The sequence below is a fragment of the Shewanella zhuhaiensis genome, from assembly GCF_022484835.1.
In the GTDB taxonomy this organism is placed as follows: Bacteria; Pseudomonadota; Gammaproteobacteria; order Enterobacterales; family Shewanellaceae; genus Shewanella; species Shewanella khirikhana.
The window spans coordinates 23,746-41,962 of record NZ_JAKUDL010000003.1 but is presented as its reverse complement, the minus strand read 5'-3'; the positions used below and the strand labels follow the sequence as shown (position 1 = coordinate 41,962).

Below are 18,217 nucleotides of genomic sequence, written 5' to 3'. Positions count from 1 at the left end.
TGCTAGTCTGCCACCCCGACACCGGCAAAGCGCACGCCGCAGAGCCTTGCCATCTCCCACTGCCAGGTGGCCAGGTCGTCCAAATTGAATTCACTCAGCGCCTTGTGGCCACAGGCTCTGGCCATTACCTGCATCAGGCTCACTGAAGACTCGAGGAAGTTCGCCAGCTGACGGGCCGATTTATCCACATTGAGCCTGGCGCGCAAGTCGCCCCGCTGGGTGGCTATGCCCGCCGGACAGTTGTTGGTGTTACAAATCCTGGCCGCCACGCAGCCGATGGATTGCATGGCACTGTTGGCAATGGCCACCCCATCGGCACCAAGGGCCATGGCTTTGACAAAATCCATCGGCAGCCGCAGGCCACCGGTGATAATCAGGGTCACCCGGCCACTGGCACCGGCGGCATCCAGGTAACGGCGGGCGCGGGCCAGCGCCGGAATGGTCGGTACGCTGATATGGTCGCGGAAAATCGCAGGCGCGGCCCCGGTACCGCCGCCACGGCCATCGAGAATGATGTAATCGGCACCGGCATCCAGGGCAAACTGGATATCGCGCTCAATGTGATTGGCCGACAGCTTAAAACCCACAGGAATGCCACCGCTGAGTTCCCGCACTCGGTCGGCAAAGTGACGAAAGTCGCCGACGCTGCTCAAGTCAGTAAAGGTTGGCGGTGATACGGCACTTTGCCCTTCGGGAATGCCCCTGACCTGGCTTATTTTGCCCACATTCTTACTGGCAGGCAGATGGCCCCCTGTGCCGGTTTTGGCGCCTTGACCGCCCTTGAAATGAAACGCCTGCACCTGCCCCAGCAGTGACTCTTTAAAGCCAAACTTGGCACTGGCAAGCTCATAAAAATAACGGCTGTTTGCGGCCTGCTCTTCCGGCAACATGCCACCTTCGCCGGAACAAATACCGGTTCCTGCAAGCTCGGCGCCCTTCGCCAGGGCAACCTTGGCCTCTTCAGACAGGGCACCAAAGCTCATATCCGATACAAACAGTGGCATCTTCAGCACCAGAGGCTTTCTGGCCTCGGGCCCAATAACCAACTCGGTCGCTACCGGCACGTCTTCCATCAGCGGTTTTTTCGCCATCTGCGCCACCATGATTTGCAGATCATCCCACTGGGGCAACTGTGTTCTTGGTACCCCCATGGCAACCATGGGGCCATGATGACCAATACCGGCAAGGCCTTCCCGCGCCAACTGATGAATAAGTTCCACCGTGGGTTCCTCGGCGGTGGCTTTGGCGGCCGGTAGCTCGCCACTGACCCCGGGGCCTTCCTTGCCCTTCATGGCATCGTCGAAGGCCTTATGGCTGCCATCACAAAATGGCGGATTACGGGTGTGTTTGCACTGGCATAAATAGGCTTCGCCGCTGGTCTCGGCCACAAAGCGTTTGGGTGAGAACTCGCTGCCCTGATGGGAGCCATCGCAGAAGGGTTGGCTCGATGATCGGCCACAGGCGCAAAAGAAATAGTCCTTGCCTTCGGTCAGCTGTACCCGGGCAGGTTTGGTGTCGGCGATGATGGGATTACTCATGTCGGCTTCTCCGTCAATTCGGTGTCGGCGCGAACATCAAGCACTGAGGCTTTCGCTGTAAACTGGGCCCCGCAGGGCCCAAAGGATTCGCAAGCTGCTGTTAAGTCCCGTGGTTACTGCACGGGCACTTATTTGTACCTTGCTTATTTTGGCAACTCGAGGGAGCCAAAGCGGCCCGCCTGGTAGTCATCAATGGTCTGACGAATTTCTTCTTCAGTATTCATCACAAAGGGGCCCATGTGAACGATTTTCTCGCCTATGGGTTCACCGGCAAACAGCAGCACTCCGGCGCCTGCTTCGGTGGCGATAAATTCGATATCGCCGGGCGCAAGCACCAGATACTCGCCGGTTTCATGACGCTGACCGCTCTCGCCCATCAAGGCGCCCTGATAAATATAAGCACCGACAAAACCGCGATGGCCGAGGGCAAAACCGGCGCTGCCGTCGGCATCCAGGCTAAGGTCAGCCACGGCGCCATTAGCCGCCAGGCCATCGATTAGACCATCAAGATCCCGGCCCTCAAACTGCCAGTTGCCAGCCAGTGGATAAAAGGACGCGCCGCGCTCATTTGGATAGCGGATTTGCGGCTTTTCGGTGCTGTCGACATAACGCGCCGGACGCATCTTGTCAGCGGCAGGCATATTGAGCCAAATCTGGAAACCATGCAGGCCATCGTTGGCATCGGCCAGCGGCATTTCCGAGTGAATGACCCCGGAGCCTGTGCTCATCCACTGTACATCACCACCCCGAATGGCACGCACGTTACCCATATGGTCGCGATGCTCGAAGCCACCTTTGCGAATATAAGTAAAGGTTTCGATACCACGGTGGGGGTGCGGCGGAAAGCCGCCGATAAAGTCACTTTTATCGTCTGAGCGGATTTCATCCACCATCAAAAACGGGTCCAGCAGCAGCCGATTGAAGTCGGCCACCCGGCGGATATTGACGCCATCTCCATCCATGGCGGGGCGGGAAAATAAACGGGTCTTGAGTTTCATGACGCTTCCTCCAGTTCAATGAAGAACAGCTTAATCCGACTCAAGACGAAAGAATATCGCAATATTACACGCTAATACCTCGAATAAATCGAACAATCATCAGTCAGGCTTAAACACCCCAATCACGGCACCGGATGCCTTTTGGGCAACCTTTTCTTCGGCCTGCTGATCGCGGTAATCACACTCGACACACTCAACGGTTTCAACACCATTGTCTTTAAACAGCACTATGCTGTCGGTGGCGCCACACTTGGGGCACTTGGCGCCAGCCACAAAACGTCTTTTAATCTGACTCATTGGAAACACCCACCTGAAAAAACGCCGCTATTGTGCCACAGCTTCCACGGCCAACCCTAATGCGGGCGTCACGCTGGATGCCAGGCCCGAACTTGGGTATCATTCTGCCCTTTCCCACTGCGTGTTGAATATCCATGATCACCCTGTCCCAGGCCCAGCTTATCCGCGGCAGCAAAGTCTTGCTGGATGAGGCCAATCTCACCATTTACCCCGGCCACAAAGTTGGTCTGGTCGGCGCCAACGGCACCGGCAAGTCATCACTTTTAGCCCTGATTATGGACAAGCTGACACTGGATAAAGGTGAGCTGCAGGTGCCGCGCGAGTGGCGCATTGCGTCGGTGGCACAGGAAACCCCGGCGCTGGATGTCTCGGCGCTTGAGTACGTGCTGGATGGCGATACCGAATTTCGCGAGCTGGAAGCCGAGCTGCGTCAGGCCGAGGCCGACAACGATGGCCATGCCATTGCACTGCTGCACGGCAAGCTCGATGCCATTGGCGGCTACAGTATCCGCGCCCGTGCCGGCGCACTGCTGGCGGGGTTGGGCTTTAGCGAAGACAAGCAATCTTCACCGGTGAAGAGCTTCTCGGGTGGCTGGCGGATGCGTTTGAACCTGGCCCAGGCGCTGCTGTGCCGCTCGGATCTGCTGCTGCTTGACGAACCCACCAACCACCTGGATCTGGACACCATGTTCTGGCTGGAAGACTGGATTAAAGCCTACCCGGGCACCCTGGTGCTGATCAGCCACGACCGCGACTTTATCGATGCCATTGTGGATGAAATCGTCCATGTTGAGCAGCAAAAGCTCAACTATTACAAGGGTAACTACTCCACCTTCGAGCGCACCCGCGCCGAGCGTATGGCGCAGCAGCAAGTCGCTTTCGAGCGTCAGCAGCGCGAACGCGCCCATATGCAATCCTTCGTCGACCGTTTCCGCTACAAGGCCAGTAAGGCCAAGCAGGCACAAAGCCGGTTAAAGGCGCTGGAGAAGATGGCCGAGCTGTTGCCCGCCAAGACCGACAGCCAGTTCCATATGGCATTTCGTGAGCCAGCCAGTCTGCCCAACCCATTGGTGGCCATGGAAAACGTGTCTGTGGGGTATGGCGACACCCCAATTCTGGGTAAGGTGCATCTGAACCTGGTGCCGGGCGCGCGCATCGGTTTGCTCGGCCGCAACGGCGCCGGTAAATCAACCCTGATTAAGCTACTCGCCAGTGAACTTAAGCCGATGACCGGTCGTTATGAGCCCAACCCCGGCCTCAATATCGGCTACTTTGCCCAGCATCAGCTGGAATACCTGCACCTGGATGACTCGCCGCTGATGCACCTGCAACGTCTGGCGCCTACTCATCGCGAGCAGGAGCTGCGGGACTTCCTCGGCGGCTTTGGCTTTAATGGCGACATGGCGCTGTCGCCGGTTGCCCCCTTCTCCGGCGGCGAAAAAGCCCGTCTGGTGCTGGCGCTCTTGGTATGGCAACGCCCCAATCTGCTGCTGCTTGACGAGCCGACCAACCACCTGGATCTGGAAATGCGCCACGCCCTGACGCTGGCGCTGCAAACCTTTGAAGGCGCTATGGTGATTGTGTCCCACGACAGGCATCTGTTAAGGTTGACCTGCAACGATTATTATCTGGTCGACGGCGGTGAAGTCAGCACCTTTGACGGTGATTTGGACGATTACCATCAGTGGCTGCTGGATGCAGCCAAAGCGGCGGCATCCCGTGCCACCAGCAACGACAATGACCGTCCTGCCGTCGATAAGAAGCAGCAAAAACGGCTGGAAGCCGAACTCAGACAAAAGCTCTCTCCGCTGAAAAAGCAGCAGGACAAGCTGGAACAACAACAGCAAAAACTGGCTCAACGCCTGTCGGAACTGGAACAACGCCTAGCCGACACCAGCCTTTACGAGGCCGCCAACAAGGCCGAACTTACCCAAATCCTGGCCGAACGAACTACCCTTGGTCAGCAACAGGAACAAAGCGAAATGGCCTGGCTGGAGTTGCAGGAACAAATTGATGCCATCGAACTGGAGGCCATGGGCTGATTTTCGATGGTGAAAGGAGTCACGAATTGACCACAGAGGAAATCTTCACCCAGGAGCTCTGGCATGCCTGTGAGGCCCACTACAGTACCCACGAGGCACTGTGTTTACGGCTGCAGGACGACTGCCAGATCAACGTCAACCTGCTATTGCTGGCCAGTGAGCTGGACAAACGCGACATCCGTTTATCCCTCGGCCAATGGCAGCAGCTGATTGCCGAAGTTGGCGCCTGGGACGAGCGCCTGATTGGCCCTTATCGCCGCTTACGCCAACTGGCAAAGCCGAGCCTGAATGACGATGAATACCGCCAGATGCTGGATGTGGAATTGATGATGGAGCGCAAGGTACAAAAACTCTTGCTGCATCGACTCAATCATATCGAAGCCAGCGAAGGCAATGCCGACAATCTGGGACTGTTGCTGTCAGAATTCGGCCTTGAAATCGATGTAGCCGCCGAACTCAGGCACTGAGTCAGGCATAATAAAAAAGGCGCCCTGGGCGCCTTTTTTTATAGCTGTAACCTCACCCGAGTCGCTATTTGAAGATAGGGTTACGCATCAGAGTATTCGCCAGAAAACTCGCCTGAGAACTCACCTTAGCGACCTGCTGCACTAACTAATGGTGGCCGTTTCTGGCGCAGTCACAGGCATGGTCCCGGGTATGGCTTCGGGCACAGGCTCCGGCGCGGCCTGCTCGGGCCTCAGTTCCTTTGCCAGCGCAGTGGCGTTGCGGGCCGTGATGCCATAAATCGACAGCTGCGGATTGGCGCCCAGACTGGTTGGGAAAATCGAGCCGTCCATGACCGACAGGTTTTGCAGATAATGGCTGCGGCCCATACTGTTGACCATGGTCTTGGCTTTGTCTTCACCCATGGGGCAACCGCCCATCACATGGGCCGAGGCCACCACGGTTTTCAGCGGTGCCAACGGCATATTGGCAATCGCCGTTTTGGCCTCCTGCCACGAGTTTAAGTAACCCACGCCCTCGCTGATGGGCAGCACCTTGCGGGCACCGGCGGCAAATTGCAGCTCGGCCATGCTGGCAAAGGCGCGCCTCGCGGCCTGCCAGAAACCAGCACTCAGCGGGTAATCGAGCTTGAAACCATCCTCGGTGAGCATCACATTGCCACCGGGGCTGTCAGGATGATAACCATCGCGGATGAGCGCTATCACCACCTGCAACTGATTGAAGTTGGCCATCAGCTCAGCATGGCTTTTGCCAAAACCCAGGGTTTTGGAGGCAATCAGCACCGGGTGGATTGGCGGCACTTCCAACTTGTAACCAAGCTCACCGGCAGCGCCGTTTTGCCAGACAAACTGGTCGGAATAAATCGATTGGGGCGCACCGCTGTGGCCGTTAATTGCCTCATCGAACAGGGCACCGGACAGCACAGTGGGATGCAGCAGGGTGCGTTTACCCAGCAGCTGCATAGGGTCGGCCAGCTTGGAGCGCATCATCAGCACCGGGGTGTGGATAGCACCGCCGGCAAGAATATAGTGCTTGCCCTTAAGCATCAGCTCATCGCTGCGGGGTTTGAGCGCGCTGTCGCGGGCCCGGACCCGAATACCAAACACCTTATCGCCCTGATGTTCAATCTTCACCGCCTCGAACCGGCTCAGCAGGGTTGCGCCGCCGTTCAGTGCCGATGGAATCGTGGTGACCAGCATCGACTGCTTGGCATTAACCGGACAGCCCATGCCGCAATAGCCGGTGTTCCAGCAGCCAAGCACGTTCCGCTTGATCACCGTGTAATCCCAGCCGAGCTGTTCACAGCCCTTACGCAGCATGGCATTGTTGCGATTGGGGTCGAAGGCCCACTTACTGATATTGAGCCGCTGCTCCATTTGCTCAAACCAGGGTGCCATTTCGGCTTCAGACATACCCTTCACGCCATATTCGGCGGCCCAGAAATCCAGTGCTGGGGGCGGAGTGCGAATGGACGTCGTCCAGTTGACCGTGGTGGAGCCGCCCACAGCCCGGCCCTGGAAAATACCAATACCCTTGTCGGCGGTTTTCATCGCCGCCGCCTGCTGATACAGATTGGGGTAGGCGGTGCGCTCTTCCATATCAAAGTCAGAAGAGGAACGCAGTGGCCCCTTCTCAACCATGATCACCGACAAGCCAGCCTGAGTGAGAATTTCCGCTGCTGTACCACCACCGGCACCTGTGCCGACAATAATCACGTCCGCCTCGAGGGTTTGCAGCTTGGCAGGCGCCTCGTAACTGGCACCATCCAAATGTTTCCAACCGGCCGCCAAGCCTTCGCGAATGGGATCCACAATAGCCATAACTGTCTCCTTAAGCCTTGACGGTGATCCCGGGTAACTCGGGTTTGGCGTAGTTGAGCGCGGCCCAATGTTCGGGGCAGCTATAGAAGCTGGCAAGTACCAGCTCCCTAAGCCCCAGATAAGCCGTATTGAAAAGCGCAAGGCTGCTCTGGCGCCAGTCTTCAATAAAGGCCGTCAGCTCCGCGGGTGAGCGCAGCAGCAATGGCGTCATGCTGCCGGTGAGCAGCAGCAGGCCAAAGCGATTTTCTAGGGAGTCGAGCAGTTGCAGCAGCTCTTTACGCTGATCGGCAGGCAACACAGCCACGGTTTTGGCAATGGCGTCCAGGGTGCGATTCATCGCCGCTTCCCGTGGCACAGCCATCTCGGGTAAGGCACCATCGAGCAGCACTGGCAGCAACACAGAAAACAACAGTCGGTGCTCTTCATCATAGCGCTCATCCTGAGCAAACTCGGGCTGATACAGGCTGACACCCAGCGCCAGCGCTGCACTACCGCCCAAGGCACCAAGCAAAAATTTGCGTCTGTTCATGGAGTTCCCCCTCCCGGCAAGGCCAAATGCACCCTGGCTGGACCGACCGGCGGCCGCCGTCAACACAGCGCTTTTTTACCGGAGCCGCTCATGGTTATAATTGCCCAACTTAAACACACGTTTTATTTCCGGGCAACTAATTCCAAGGTATGACCAGCCACTTCAGACCCGCCTGGTGGGCGAAAAGCCCCCATGTGCAAACCATTCTGCCGGTATTGACCAAGCAGCCAACACCGCCCCTTAGCCGTGAGCGGCTGGAACTGCCCGACGGCGACTTTCTCGATTTGGACTGGCTGGGCAAGGCAGAGAACGGCAAACCGCTGCTGCTGGCCATCCACGGCCTTGAGGGCAGTGCCCGCTCCCACTACGCCAGCCGGCTATTGCACGGCTGCAAAGACGCAGGGCTTTCCGCCGTGGTGCATCATCATCGCAGCTGCTCGGGCGAGCCCAATCGCCTGCCCCGCTCCTATCACAGCGGTGATACTCAGGATTTGGCCCACACCCTGGCGATTATCCGCAGCCGCTTGCCGGACAGCCCAATTCTGGCGGTGGGTTACAGCCTGGGTGGCAATGTGCTGGGTAAATATCTGGGGGAACTGGGCGAGCAAAGTGAAATAACGCGGGCGGTAGTTGTCTCGGCGCCGCTGCAATTGTCCGCCTGTGCCAAGCGGCTGGAAAAGGGCTTCTCCCGGGTGTACCAGAGTTACCTTATCCGCCAGCTGCAGGCCAAACTTGCCTTTAAAGTCAACGATGCACGGCTTGGGCCCGCGATGCCGGTGCTCTCTCAGGACGTGGCATCGCTGCAAACCTTCTTTGAATTTGACGATAGGGTCACGGCGCCACTGCACGGCTTTGCCGATGTTCACGACTACTACAGCCGCGCCAGCGGTCTGCCGTTCCTGAAAAACATCACAACCCCAACCCTGGTGATGCACGCGGCGGACGATCCTTTTATGACTGATGCGGTGATCCCCAAAGACGCTGAGCTGTCGCCGGCCGTGGAATATGAACTGCACAGCAACGGAGGTCATGTGGGCTTTATCGATGGCGGCAGTCCATGGCGCCCCCGCTTCTATCTGGAGCGGCGCATTTTGCAATTTTTAACCGGAGGCCTGGATGCTGATCTCCTATGAGGCACTGGGCCAGTTGCCAGTGGATACCCTCAACAACCTGATCCGCGAATACCTGCTGACCCAGGTGGAAGATGGCAGCTTTGCCAGCCTGGACAACGACGGGCTCAAGCGGGCCATTGCCCACTGTAAAACCCTGCTGAAAAAAGGCGACTTGGTAGTGGAATATTCAGAAGATAACGACAGCGTTGGCATCCGCCACCGCAGCGAGCTGGCGCCCCATCAAGACCTGGGTTGAACCCCGGTGCTATTGACCCGGGGGGGCCGGAACCCGTATAACTAACGGGTTTCGCCCGCTGTTCATCTTTTATTAACATTTCAGGAAGCGCCATGTCTGCCAAGCATCCCATCATAGCTGTCACCGGTTCATCCGGCGCCGGGACCACGACGACAACGACCGCCTTCAACCACATCTTCAGGCAGCTTGGGATCAACGCCGCCTATGTGGAGGGAGACAGCTTCCACCGCTATACCCGCGCCGAAATGGAAGTGATGATCCGCAAGGCCAAGGCCGAAAACCGTGACATCAGCTACTTTGGCCCCGAAGCCAACGACTTTGGCCGCCTGGAGCAATGCTTTTCCGATTACAGCGCCACCGGCACAGGTGAAACCCGCAGCTACCTGCACACCTTCGATGAAGCCGTGCCCTACAATCAGATGCCCGGCACCTTCACCCAATGGCGCCAACTGCCCGGCGATACCGATATGCTGTTTTACGAAGGCCTGCACGGCGGCGTGGTAACCGCCGAGCACAACGTGGCGCAGCATGTGGATTTATTGATTGGCATGGTGCCCATCGTCAACCTGGAGTGGATCCAGAAGATCATCCGCGATACCTCAGACCGGGGCCACAGCCGCGAAAAGGTGATGAACTCCATAGTGCGTTCCATGGACGATTACATCAACCATATGACACCGCAGTTTTCACGCACCCATATCAACTTCCAGCGGGTGCCCACGGTAGATACCTCCAACCCCTTCTCGGCCAAGGCCATTCCCAGCCTGGATGAGAGCTTTGTGGTCATCCGTTTCCGCGGCTTCAACAAGGTGGACTTCCCTTACTACCTGTCGATGTTGCAGGGCAGCTTTATGTCGCGGATGAACACCATGGTGGTGCCCGGCGGCAAGATGTCACTGGCGATGGAGCTAATCCTTACCCCGCTGATCCAGGAGCTGCAGCAAAAGCGTCAGGCGATTCTGGATAGTGAAGCGGGCGACGACGGCGCAAAATAAAACGCAAAATAAAACGCAAAAAACCGAATTTAACCGTGTTTTCAGCTTCTCTTAAGTGTGAGGCCGTATTCTTTGTCACGTCGGGATTTCAGGCGAAATAACGATAGTTGACATACTCTCGGGAGTGGATTCCCCCATCTTGATCTGTTCGCTTCCTTGAGTATGTCAGCGACCTCACCCTGCCAAGCTTTATCCTTCTGCGTTACCCAGCCAAACTCCACACAAGCAACAAAAAACCCGAACGAGTCGGGCTTTCGGCATTTGCGGCATTTGCATCTTTTGCATTTGGCACAAGGCCAGATCCTGGCTCAAGGCTGCAGCGGTATCACTTCGCGATAAGGCTTGCCCTGCTGATAGTGCTTCAGGCGCTGATGAAACTCTTCGGCCTTAAGGTCTGTTTGTTTGCTGTGCTCAAGGGCGGCAATAGCGCGCTGCTGGGCAGCAACGGCATTGTTGAAGTCACCCAGCTCGGCATAGGCGGCGGCCAGGTTATCCAAATTGGTCGGGTCGTTGGCGTTTTCAGACAGCAGCTTAAGCGCCAGGGTCACGGCCCTGGAGCCATCGCGGTATTTGGCTTCGGGACAGGTGGCAAGAATCCAGGCGGCATTGCCAAGGGCAACCTGATCGCCCGCCAACTGGAACTGCTCCACGGCACGGCCGCAGTTACGCTCGACCCCATCGCCACCGGCGGCATAAATAAAACCAAGGCGGAAGTTGGCCCAGCGCTCACCGCGCAGGCTCATTTGCAAATACCAGCGTTCGGCTTCGGCGAGATTACGGTTGACGAGCTGACCTTCAAAACGAAGATCGGCGAGGGTTTGCTGAGCCTTGCCATGGCCCTGATTGGCGGCGCGGCCAATCCACTGCATCCCAAGTTCTGCATCCTGGGCGACGTAGCGGCCGGAAACGTACATCAAACCAAGTAAAAACTGCGCATCGGCATCTTCGTTGGCAGCGCGCATCTCAATGTGCAGCAACTTGCCCGCCGCTTCATCACCCGCCGGACGGGGCAGCGAAAATGCCGAAGCGGTGCCTACATTCAACATCAGAACGACGGCTGCCGTAATACCTTGCCAGTACTTCACACCTTGGCTCCTTTTACGTAAGTTTCATGAGTTAGCCAGAAAACGCCGCCCATGTCGAGTATCAAAAGGTACCATGGCGTTTACGGGGCACACATTTAAGAATAACCCGAATATTCACCATAGCGTTCTATTAAAGGATGCGCTGGATCGGCACAGCGTCATTCAGTGGTGTGATTTAGGCAACAGACTGACGCTTTGACTGTAGCCGTCATACGGTATTGGTTGACATGCATCACCAAAACACCAAAATAAATCATTAATTTTGATGCGTAATTGCGTACATTCGGTTGTTCTGAATTTCGATCTGTATCATGGTTTGACCAGACACATTGGCGTAGAATGCTTATTTAGAACGACCTTACTTAAGTTTTTTCATGCGAGGAACACGGGCATGGCACTGATTGGCAAACCTAAACCCGATCCAACTCTGGAATGGTTTTTATCCCACTGTCACATTCACAAGTATCCGGCCAAGAGTACCTTGATCCACGCCGGTGAAGACTCAGATACCCTCTACTACATCGTTAAGGGCTCTGTTGCAGTACTGATTAAGGATGAAGAAGGCAAGGAGATGATCCTGTCTTATCTTAATCAGGGCGACTTTATTGGTGAGCTGGGTCTGTTTGAAGAACAAGCCGAACGTACTGCCTGGGTTCGCGCCAAGCAGGCCTGTGAAATCGCTGAAATTTCTTACAAGAAATTCAAGCAACTGATCCAGGTAAATCCAGAAATCCTGATGAAACTGGCCGCACAGATGTCAGTCCGTCTGCAAAGCACCAGCCAGAAGGTAGGCGATCTGGCCTTCCTCGACGTAGCAGGTCGCATTGCTCAGACCCTACTGCACCTGGCCCGTCAGCCAGATGCCATGACCCACCCGGATGGCATGCAAATCAAGATCACCCGTCAGGAAATCGGTCAGATCGTGGGTTGTTCACGGGAGACCGTAGGTCGTATCCTTAAAATGCTTGAAGAACAAAATCTTATCCAAGCTCACGGCAAAACCATCGTGGTGTACGGCACCCGTTGATAACGCGTTCAGCTTGACTTAAGTCTGCTAAAGTAAAGTGGCTCTCGATCTATCCGGGGCCACTTTTTCTTTAAGGAGCATGTATGTCGCGAAGACTGCCTTTGGGCATCATCATTACATCCTTGCTTCTTCAGGGAAAAGTGGCAGCTTCGGCCATTGAGCTGGAACACTACGAGGCCAAACGCCTGGTCAGTGAAGGACAGATCCTCTCCCTTGATGCCACCCTCGAAGGGGTCGCGGCCTTTTGCCAGGGAAAACTGCTCGACGCCCACCTGTATCAGGATGGTGACTCCTGGCGTTATGATTTGCAGTTTGGCTTTCAACGTGGTCAGATAACCCATCTGAGCGTTGACGCGTCGAGCGGGAAGCTCAGTCCCGATTCAGTACTGCCGGACGAATGCCAAACCCATGAAACTGCTACTCGTTGAAGACAATGCCATGCTGGTCAAAGAGCTGCAAAAACAGCTCAAACAGGCCGGTTTTGTTACCGATGTGACCGACAAGGCGGTTGACGCTGACTACCTTATCAAAGAAACCCAATACGACTGCGTGATCCTCGACATCGGCCTGCCCGACGGCAATGGTCTGAATTTACTCGAGAAGTGGCGTACCGACGGGATCACCACTCCCGTGATTATGCTCACCGCACGCAGCCAGTGGCACGAAAAGGTTGAAGGCTTTAATGCCGGCGCCGATGACTATCTGGGCAAACCCTTCCACGCCCAGGAATTGCTGGCCCGCATCCATGCACTGATTAACCGTGCCCATGGCCGCCCCGCAAGCCCTGGCAAGCAACTTAGCTATGGCGGTGTGACCCTGGATGAATCCCAGCAAACCGTGCAGGTTGGCGAGCAAATTCATGAACTTACCGCCATGGAATTTCGCCTGCTGAAAATCTTCCTGTTGTCACCCAAAAAGCTGCTGTCCAAAGCCCAGCTTACCGACAAGCTGTATCAGTTTGACGATGAGAAAGAGAGCAACGTGGTGGAAGTGTACGTGACCCACCTGCGTAAAAAGCTCGGCAAGACCGCCATTGAAACCCGTCGCGGTCAGGGATATATCTTCCACGGCCTGGAAGTATGATCTCAATTCGCGCCAAGCTCAGTCTATGGCTGACCGGGCTTGTGATCGTGGGCACCATAGTCGGCCTGTTTTTGTTTGAATCCATGCTCAGACAGGCCTTTCACGACTCCATTATCAACCGCCTCGAAGAAGACCTCGAACACGTCATCCTCGCCACCCATATCCAGGATGGCGATATCGGCGTCGATCAATCCATGCTGTCGGGCTTCTACAAACCTGCCTATTCCGGCCGCTATTACCAGTTGAACCTGCCAGAAGAAGTCATCCGTTCGCGCTCCCTGTGGGATCAACAGCTGGAGATCACCGATCTCGCCCCCGGCGAAACCCGGGTATGGCAGGCCAAGGGCCCGAAAAACCACGATATGCAGCTCTTGAGTGTGGGGCTTAAATCCCAGAGCGGCGAGATTCAGGCAACCCTCACTGTGGCGCAGGATCTCAGCATTGGCCGCAGGGTATTCAGCGAAATCTATGGCACCAAGCTGATGGTCAACCTCGGTATGTTGCTGGCCATGATCACCGGCATTTTTTTGGTGCTGCGCCAATCGTTCCAGCCACTTCGCAAAATCAAAGAAGCCCTGTCGCGGCTCAGGGACGGCGAAACCGACCGTCTGGCACTGGACACCATTCCCGCCGAGCTGCATCCGCTGGCGTCCACCTACAACGAGCTTTTGGACTACACCAGCAAACAGATTGCCCGCAGCCGCAATAACCTTGGCAACTTAAGCCACGGTCTCAAAACGCCGTTGGCGGTGATGCAGCAGCAGGTGGAAACCCTGGGGCTGAGTGACCCGGAAATGGCCGAAGCCATGCAGCAGCAGTTGGATATGATCCGCAAGATGATTGAGCGCAAGCTTGCCGCAGCGCGCATCACAGGCGACATGCTGCCAGCGGCGCAGATGCAAATTCCAAGGGATATCGACAGCCTTACCGGCACCCTGGAAAAGGTGCATCGCAGCAAAGAGATTCGATTTGCGGTGGATATAGCCCGAGGTATCCATCGTTTGCCCATTCACCGTGAAGACGGCATGGAACTGCTCGGTAACCTGTTGGATAACGCCTGCAAATGGGCTGCCGTCGATGTTTCCCTGCGGATTTTCCCGCAGGAAAGCACCTTATGGCTGGAGATAGAAGACGATGGCCCCGGCGTAGCGGCCGAAGCCTTGTCTCAGCTTACCGAGCGCGGCAAACGCCTCGATGAAGCCGTGATGGGCCATGGATTGGGGTTATCGATTGTCAAAGAGATCTGCGAGCAATACGAGCTTGAGCTGGATTTCACCCATAGCAAACGCCTGGGCGGCCTTAAGGTCAGTATTGGCTTCAGACTCAGCTAATCAGCTGATCTGCTACATAAAAATCCCGGCCATGGCCGGGATTTTTGTTTTCTGCACCTTTCATCTGCCCGCAGGCAGCAGCGAGATCACAGAGATTCAGTTAACGTTAGTGCTCTCAAAAATCTTGTCCGCCGATGCGGCCACAAAACCTGTGTAAAGCTCACCATCGGCCTTGGGGTAACGCAGCGCAAACTCGTAGAAGCAGCTTGGCAGTTCAACGGTTTGGTCATCGAAGGCAACCGCAATACGGTCAGCCATGGTGGAGGACTGCTCGAGCAGCTCAGCAGGTGAGCCTTTCACTTCGCCACCCGCCGCATTCAATACAAAGTCACCCTGTTTGAGGGCATCATTCACCTCAAGGATGCTGCTGTAGCCGGGCAAATGGTTGATAGACACAGTAAAGTGGTTGGCGCGATAGCCAAAGGCAGCAACCCAGGCGGCGTATTCACTCTCGGCCAGCAGTTTTTGGTAGGTGGCAAAATCCACTTTCCAGTGGCGACCTGAGTAGAGGAAGTTATCAGCCAGGGTCGCAGCCACATCCACCTGTGCCACCATCTCTTTCACAATGGCTTGCAGTTCAGGGCTGAATTCTTCCACCAGCAGCTCAGAGATAAACACCTTGGGCTGAGTGCTGTCAGGATGCTCGAAATGCTTGGCGCGCAGCTTCTTCTTATCAAAGTTGTAGTCGGCACAGGCCTTGTAACCCAGGGCCTCAAAGTGGGCCGCCAGCACGTCCAGATTCACCTTATCCAGATTGAAGGTGCGCAGCGCAATATGGTCGTTGATGATGGCTTCGCCCTTGCCAAGCAGGCTGTGGACCTTGGCGGCGGAAGGAGTCATCTCGATATAGTCCTGCCAGAGAGCGGCGAACAAGGCGTTTACATCAGTGTGCATCAATCACTCCTTAACAGCAGCTGGGAAGTTTTTACCTGTCATTTCCCGAGTGTTGTCAGTACGTCAGTGGTTACTACAGATACGGGCAATACAAAACGGCGCGCCCAAATGGAGCGCGCCGTCAGAGGTTAGATCGACAGACCCGGACTCAGGCTGGCTGGCATGGTCACGCTGTCGGACTCCATGGACGCCACCGGATAGGCACAGTAGTCAGCAGCGTAGAAGGCGCTGGCTCTGTGGTTGCCCGAGGCACCTACACCGCCGAAGGGGGCTGAGCCGGACGCACCTGTGATTTGCTTGTTCCAATTAACAATACCGGCGCGAATGCGGTCGAGGAAGTACTCGTAGTCGGCTTTATCATCGGCCAGAATACCGGCAGACAGGCCGTAGCGGGTGTCGTTGGCCAGACGAATGGCTTCGTCAAAATCGCTGTAGCGCACCACCTGCAGCAGCGGGCCAAAGTATTCTTCATCCGGCAGTTCAATCACTTCGGTTACATCAACAATGCCGGGGGAAACCAAACCGGTGCCCGCTTCGAGGTGAGTCAGCTCAACCAATGACTTACCGCCAAGATTCAGCAGGTTACGCTGCGCTTCCAGCATACCCTTGGCAGCGGTTTCTGAAATCATCGAGCCCATAAATGGTTGTGGCTCGGCATTCCATGGGCCAACCTTGATGGCTTTGACCGCATCAACCAGACCGGCAAGCAGCTTGTCGCCTTCGGCGCCTTTTTCCACATACAGACGGCGGGCGCAGGTGCAGCGCTGGCCAGAGGAGATAAAGGCCGATTGAATAATGTCGTGGATCGCGGCGCGGGTGTCGCTCACGCCCCTGATGATAAGCGGGTTGTTGCCGCCCATTTCCAGCGCCAGAATTTTACCCGGATGACCGGCATACTGCTGATGCAGCAGGTGACCTGTGCGTGAGCTGCCGGTAAAGAACAGACCGTCCAGCTGCGGATGGGAGGCCAGTGCCTTACCTGTCTCCACTTCGCCCTGTACCAGGTTAATCACGCCCTTGGGCAGACCGGCCTTGTCCCAGAGTTTCAGCATCTCTTCGGCCACTTTTGGGGTCAGCTCAGAGGGCTTGAACACCACGGCGTTACCCGCCAGCAGCGCAGGCACTATGTGGCCATTCGGCAGATGGCCGGGGAAGTTGTAAGGGCCGAATACCGCCACCACACCATGGGGCTTGTGACGCAGCACCGCGCGGCCTGCGGCGCCATCGTTCACTTCAGTGCCGGTACGCTTGTGATAAGCGGTAATCGACAGACCCACTTTGCCAATCATGGCAGCAACTTCGGTCGCGGTTTCCCAGCGTGGCTTACCGGTTTCCTGGGCTATCACTTCGGCCAGTTCAGCCTTATTGGCTTCAAGCTCGGCACGGTAGGCTTCAACAATGGCCTGACGACCATCAAAGCCCAGCATAAACCAGTCGAACTGGGCGTTACGGGCAGCCATCACGGCCGCATCAACCTGAGCCGGCAGCGCCGCTTTACCCTGCCAAATCACCTCGCCATTGGCGGGGTTGTTTGACTGCATCTGTTTGCCTTCGCCAGCGAGCCACTGGCCATTGATAAATTGGGTCATATCGAAATCCTATATTGCCAGTACCCGCACCTGCTCGCCGTCGCTGACCAGAAGGCCTGCGGCAAGCTCGGGGCTTAAAATAACGTCGTCACTGTCTGCGCTGATGTGCAGCTCGGTGCAGCTGGCGCGGTAATCGGCCAGCTTGGTGTTGGAGATAAGATAGCTGTCATCCGATGTCGGCATCTCACCGATGCGAACCGTCAGCAGGCGACTTTCACGCACGCCGCGGATGTCCTGCAGGTTGCACTCTACGGTTGGGCCACCGTCGAAAATGTCCACATAGCCGCGGCAACGGAAGCCTTCGGCACGCAGCAGGCTGATGGCGGGACGGGTGTTGGTGTGAACTTCACCAATCACCTTTTGCGCATCTTCCGGCAGCAGACAAACGTACACCGGGTTTCTTGGCATCATTTCCGCCATAAAGGCTTTTTGGCCAAGGCCTGACAGATAGTCAGCCTCAACAAAGTCGATACCCAAAAAGTGCTTTTGCAACCAGGAATAGAAAGGCGAGTTACCGTTTTCATCGCTGACCCCGCGCATTTCGGCAATCACGGTTTCACCGAAGCGTGACGCATGCTGAGCCAAAAACAGGAAGCGACTGCGGGAAAGCATGCGGCCATTGTTGCCCTGGCGATAATCGGCTTTCAAAAACAGGGTGCAAAGTTCGGCGGCGCCTGTGTAGTCGTGACACAGAGTCAGGGTCTCGACTTCGTTACGCACCTGAATTTGCTCAGAATGGTACACCTCGGTACCCAGGCGGTAATGGTAAAACGCATCTTCCATACCTACGGCGGCTTCCAGAGCACAGGTGCCCACCACCAAACCGTTTTCAGTGTCTTCCAGCACCATCAGATAGCCTTCGTCAAATGGCTTATCCACGACTTTTTGAAAGGATGCTTCTGAGCGGGCTATTTTACGTTTCAGCAGATCTTCGTTCACCGGCAGCGAGGTAAAGCCATGGCCTGACTCAACGGCAATGCTGTACAGGGCATCGAAGTCACTGGATCGGATTGGACGTATGATTAACATCGTTGTTTCTCCTCTCGGTCCCGCCCGCCGGTTTTTTATGCAATTTAGCATCTCGGGGGTGCAAACGTCTGCGCCAGGGGTTCTGACGGACAACACGCCTCACGGCGATTGGCAGGACTTCGCTGAT

General features: G+C 56.2%; 18 protein-coding genes. 9 read left to right on the top strand and 9 right to left on the bottom strand.

Annotated features, from left to right (window positions below; all coding sequences use genetic code 11):
* Positions 1-2: 2 nt before the first annotated feature.
* The 3 genes from MJ923_RS09775 to MJ923_RS09765 all read right to left on the bottom strand — a co-directional run bounded on the left by MJ923_RS09775 (position 3) and on the right by MJ923_RS09765 (position 2,833).
* A complete protein-coding gene (locus tag MJ923_RS09775; RefSeq protein ID WP_240590920.1) occupies positions 3-1,538 on the bottom strand; it encodes a glutamate synthase-related protein in 1,536 nt (511 codons plus the stop codon).
* A gap of 143 nt (positions 1,539-1,681) precedes the next feature.
* Positions 1,682-2,536, bottom strand: a complete 855-nt coding sequence (locus MJ923_RS09770) for a pirin family protein (RefSeq protein ID WP_240590919.1) — start codon at positions 2,534-2,536, stop codon at positions 1,682-1,684.
* Between the two features lie 99 nt (positions 2,537-2,635).
* The gene (locus MJ923_RS09765) at positions 2,636-2,833 is read right to left on the bottom strand and encodes a YheV family putative zinc ribbon protein (RefSeq protein WP_240590918.1); all 198 of its coding nucleotides are present in this window, start codon (positions 2,831-2,833) and stop codon (positions 2,636-2,638) included.
* Positions 2,834-2,967: 134 nt separating this feature from the next.
* On the opposite strand from MJ923_RS09765, the gene MJ923_RS09760 reads away from it, so the two are divergent.
* Entirely contained in the window at positions 2,968-4,875 is a 1,908-nt protein-coding gene (locus tag MJ923_RS09760; protein WP_240590917.1) for an ABC transporter ATP-binding protein, read from the top strand.
* A gap of 26 nt (positions 4,876-4,901) precedes the next feature.
* Complete coding sequence (locus MJ923_RS09755; RefSeq protein WP_240590916.1) at positions 4,902-5,342, top strand: TIGR02444 family protein; 441 nt, start codon at positions 4,902-4,904, stop codon at positions 5,340-5,342.
* Positions 5,343-5,483: 141 nt separating this feature from the next.
* On the opposite strand, the gene MJ923_RS09750 is transcribed toward MJ923_RS09755, so the two are convergent.
* Both MJ923_RS09750 and MJ923_RS09745 read right to left on the bottom strand, forming a co-directional pair.
* On the bottom strand, positions 5,484-7,160 hold the full coding sequence (locus MJ923_RS09750) for a GMC family oxidoreductase (protein ID WP_240590915.1): 1,677 nt from the start codon (positions 7,158-7,160) through the stop codon (positions 5,484-5,486).
* A 10-nt stretch (positions 7,161-7,170) separates the two neighbouring features.
* A complete protein-coding gene (locus tag MJ923_RS09745) occupies positions 7,171-7,689 on the bottom strand; it encodes a TAT leader-containing periplasmic protein (RefSeq protein WP_240590914.1) in 519 nt (172 codons plus the stop codon).
* 149 nt (positions 7,690-7,838) lie between these two features.
* Here MJ923_RS09745 and MJ923_RS09740 point away from each other — a divergent pair, with 149 nt between their 5' ends.
* The 3 genes from MJ923_RS09740 (at position 7,839) to MJ923_RS09730 (ending at position 10,052) form a co-directional block, all read left to right on the top strand.
* Positions 7,839-8,822, top strand: a complete 984-nt coding sequence (locus MJ923_RS09740) for a hydrolase (RefSeq protein ID WP_240590913.1) — start codon at positions 7,839-7,841, stop codon at positions 8,820-8,822.
* Positions 8,806-9,057, top strand: coding sequence for a YheU family protein (locus tag MJ923_RS09735; protein ID WP_240590912.1), 252 nt, complete (start codon positions 8,806-8,808; stop codon positions 9,055-9,057). Before MJ923_RS09740 ends, MJ923_RS09735 begins: the two co-directional genes overlap by 17 nt.
* Before the next feature lie 92 nt (positions 9,058-9,149).
* Entirely contained in the window at positions 9,150-10,052 is a 903-nt protein-coding gene (locus MJ923_RS09730) for a phosphoribulokinase (RefSeq protein ID WP_240590911.1), read from the top strand.
* Between the two features lie 308 nt (positions 10,053-10,360).
* On the opposite strand, the gene MJ923_RS09725 is transcribed toward MJ923_RS09730, so the two are convergent.
* Positions 10,361-11,137, bottom strand: coding sequence for a tetratricopeptide repeat protein (locus tag MJ923_RS09725; RefSeq protein ID WP_420854429.1), 777 nt, complete (start codon positions 11,135-11,137; stop codon positions 10,361-10,363).
* 391 nt (positions 11,138-11,528) lie between these two features.
* Between MJ923_RS09725 and crp the strand changes: the two genes are divergently transcribed.
* The 4 genes from crp (at position 11,529) to MJ923_RS09705 (ending at position 14,578) form a co-directional block, all read left to right on the top strand.
* The gene (crp, locus tag MJ923_RS09720) at positions 11,529-12,164 is read left to right on the top strand and encodes a cAMP-activated global transcriptional regulator CRP (protein WP_011761111.1); all 636 of its coding nucleotides are present in this window, start codon (positions 11,529-11,531) and stop codon (positions 12,162-12,164) included.
* An 83-nt stretch (positions 12,165-12,247) separates the two neighbouring features.
* Complete coding sequence (locus tag MJ923_RS09715) at positions 12,248-12,592, top strand: PepSY domain-containing protein (RefSeq protein WP_240590910.1); 345 nt, start codon at positions 12,248-12,250, stop codon at positions 12,590-12,592.
* Positions 12,573-13,247, top strand: coding sequence for a response regulator transcription factor (locus tag MJ923_RS09710; protein ID WP_126168196.1), 675 nt, complete (start codon positions 12,573-12,575; stop codon positions 13,245-13,247). The genes MJ923_RS09715 and MJ923_RS09710 overlap by 20 nt, the downstream gene beginning before the upstream one ends.
* Positions 13,244-14,578: an ATP-binding protein gene (locus MJ923_RS09705; RefSeq protein WP_240590909.1), complete on the top strand. Its 1,335-nt coding sequence runs from the start codon at positions 13,244-13,246 to the stop codon at positions 14,576-14,578. The genes MJ923_RS09710 and MJ923_RS09705 overlap by 4 nt, the downstream gene beginning before the upstream one ends.
* Before the next feature lie 96 nt (positions 14,579-14,674).
* On the opposite strand, the gene MJ923_RS09700 is transcribed toward MJ923_RS09705, so the two are convergent.
* From MJ923_RS09700 to astA, 3 genes are all read right to left on the bottom strand, one after another.
* A complete protein-coding gene (locus tag MJ923_RS09700) occupies positions 14,675-15,472 on the bottom strand; it encodes a DUF1338 domain-containing protein (RefSeq protein ID WP_240590908.1) in 798 nt (265 codons plus the stop codon).
* Between the two features lie 128 nt (positions 15,473-15,600).
* Complete coding sequence (gene astD / locus MJ923_RS09695; protein WP_240590907.1) at positions 15,601-17,061, bottom strand: succinylglutamate-semialdehyde dehydrogenase; 1,461 nt, start codon at positions 17,059-17,061, stop codon at positions 15,601-15,603.
* Between the two features lie 9 nt (positions 17,062-17,070).
* A complete protein-coding gene (gene astA, locus MJ923_RS09690) occupies positions 17,071-18,090 on the bottom strand; it encodes an arginine N-succinyltransferase (RefSeq protein WP_240590906.1) in 1,020 nt (339 codons plus the stop codon).
* Positions 18,091-18,217 lie beyond the last annotated feature (127 nt).

What these genes read in the sequence shown, in the direction of transcription:
- MJ923_RS09730 (WP_240590911.1), top strand. Translation starts at nt 9,150, where the DNA reads ATGTCTGCCAAGCATCCCATCATAGCTGTCACCGGTTCATCCGGCGCC.
- MJ923_RS09760 (WP_240590917.1), top strand. Translation starts at nt 2,968, where the DNA reads ATGATCACCCTGTCCCAGGCCCAGCTTATCCGCGGCAGCAAAGTCTTG.
- MJ923_RS09740 (WP_240590913.1), top strand. Translation starts at nt 7,839, where the DNA reads ATGACCAGCCACTTCAGACCCGCCTGGTGGGCGAAAAGCCCCCATGTG.
- astD (WP_240590907.1), bottom strand. Translation starts at nt 17,061, where the DNA reads ATGACCCAATTTATCAATGGCCAGTGGCTCGCTGGCGAAGGCAAACAG.
- MJ923_RS09775 (WP_240590920.1), bottom strand. Translation starts at nt 1,538, where the DNA reads ATGAGTAATCCCATCATCGCCGACACCAAACCTGCCCGGGTACAGCTG.
- MJ923_RS09750 (WP_240590915.1), bottom strand. Translation starts at nt 7,160, where the DNA reads ATGGCTATTGTGGATCCCATTCGCGAAGGCTTGGCGGCCGGTTGGAAA.
- MJ923_RS09745 (WP_240590914.1), bottom strand. Translation starts at nt 7,689, where the DNA reads ATGAACAGACGCAAATTTTTGCTTGGTGCCTTGGGCGGTAGTGCAGCG.
- crp (WP_011761111.1), top strand. Translation starts at nt 11,529, where the DNA reads ATGGCACTGATTGGCAAACCTAAACCCGATCCAACTCTGGAATGGTTT.
- MJ923_RS09700 (WP_240590908.1), bottom strand. Translation starts at nt 15,472, where the DNA reads ATGCACACTGATGTAAACGCCTTGTTCGCCGCTCTCTGGCAGGACTAT.
- MJ923_RS09705 (WP_240590909.1), top strand. Translation starts at nt 13,244, where the DNA reads ATGATCTCAATTCGCGCCAAGCTCAGTCTATGGCTGACCGGGCTTGTG.
- MJ923_RS09710 (WP_126168196.1), top strand. Translation starts at nt 12,573, where the DNA reads ATGAAACTGCTACTCGTTGAAGACAATGCCATGCTGGTCAAAGAGCTG.
- astA (WP_240590906.1), bottom strand. Translation starts at nt 18,090, where the DNA reads ATGTTAATCATACGTCCAATCCGATCCAGTGACTTCGATGCCCTGTAC.
- MJ923_RS09715 (WP_240590910.1), top strand. Translation starts at nt 12,248, where the DNA reads ATGTCGCGAAGACTGCCTTTGGGCATCATCATTACATCCTTGCTTCTT.
- MJ923_RS09770 (WP_240590919.1), bottom strand. Translation starts at nt 2,536, where the DNA reads ATGAAACTCAAGACCCGTTTATTTTCCCGCCCCGCCATGGATGGAGAT.
- MJ923_RS09765 (WP_240590918.1), bottom strand. Translation starts at nt 2,833, where the DNA reads ATGAGTCAGATTAAAAGACGTTTTGTGGCTGGCGCCAAGTGCCCCAAG.
- MJ923_RS09735 (WP_240590912.1), top strand. Translation starts at nt 8,806, where the DNA reads ATGCTGATCTCCTATGAGGCACTGGGCCAGTTGCCAGTGGATACCCTC.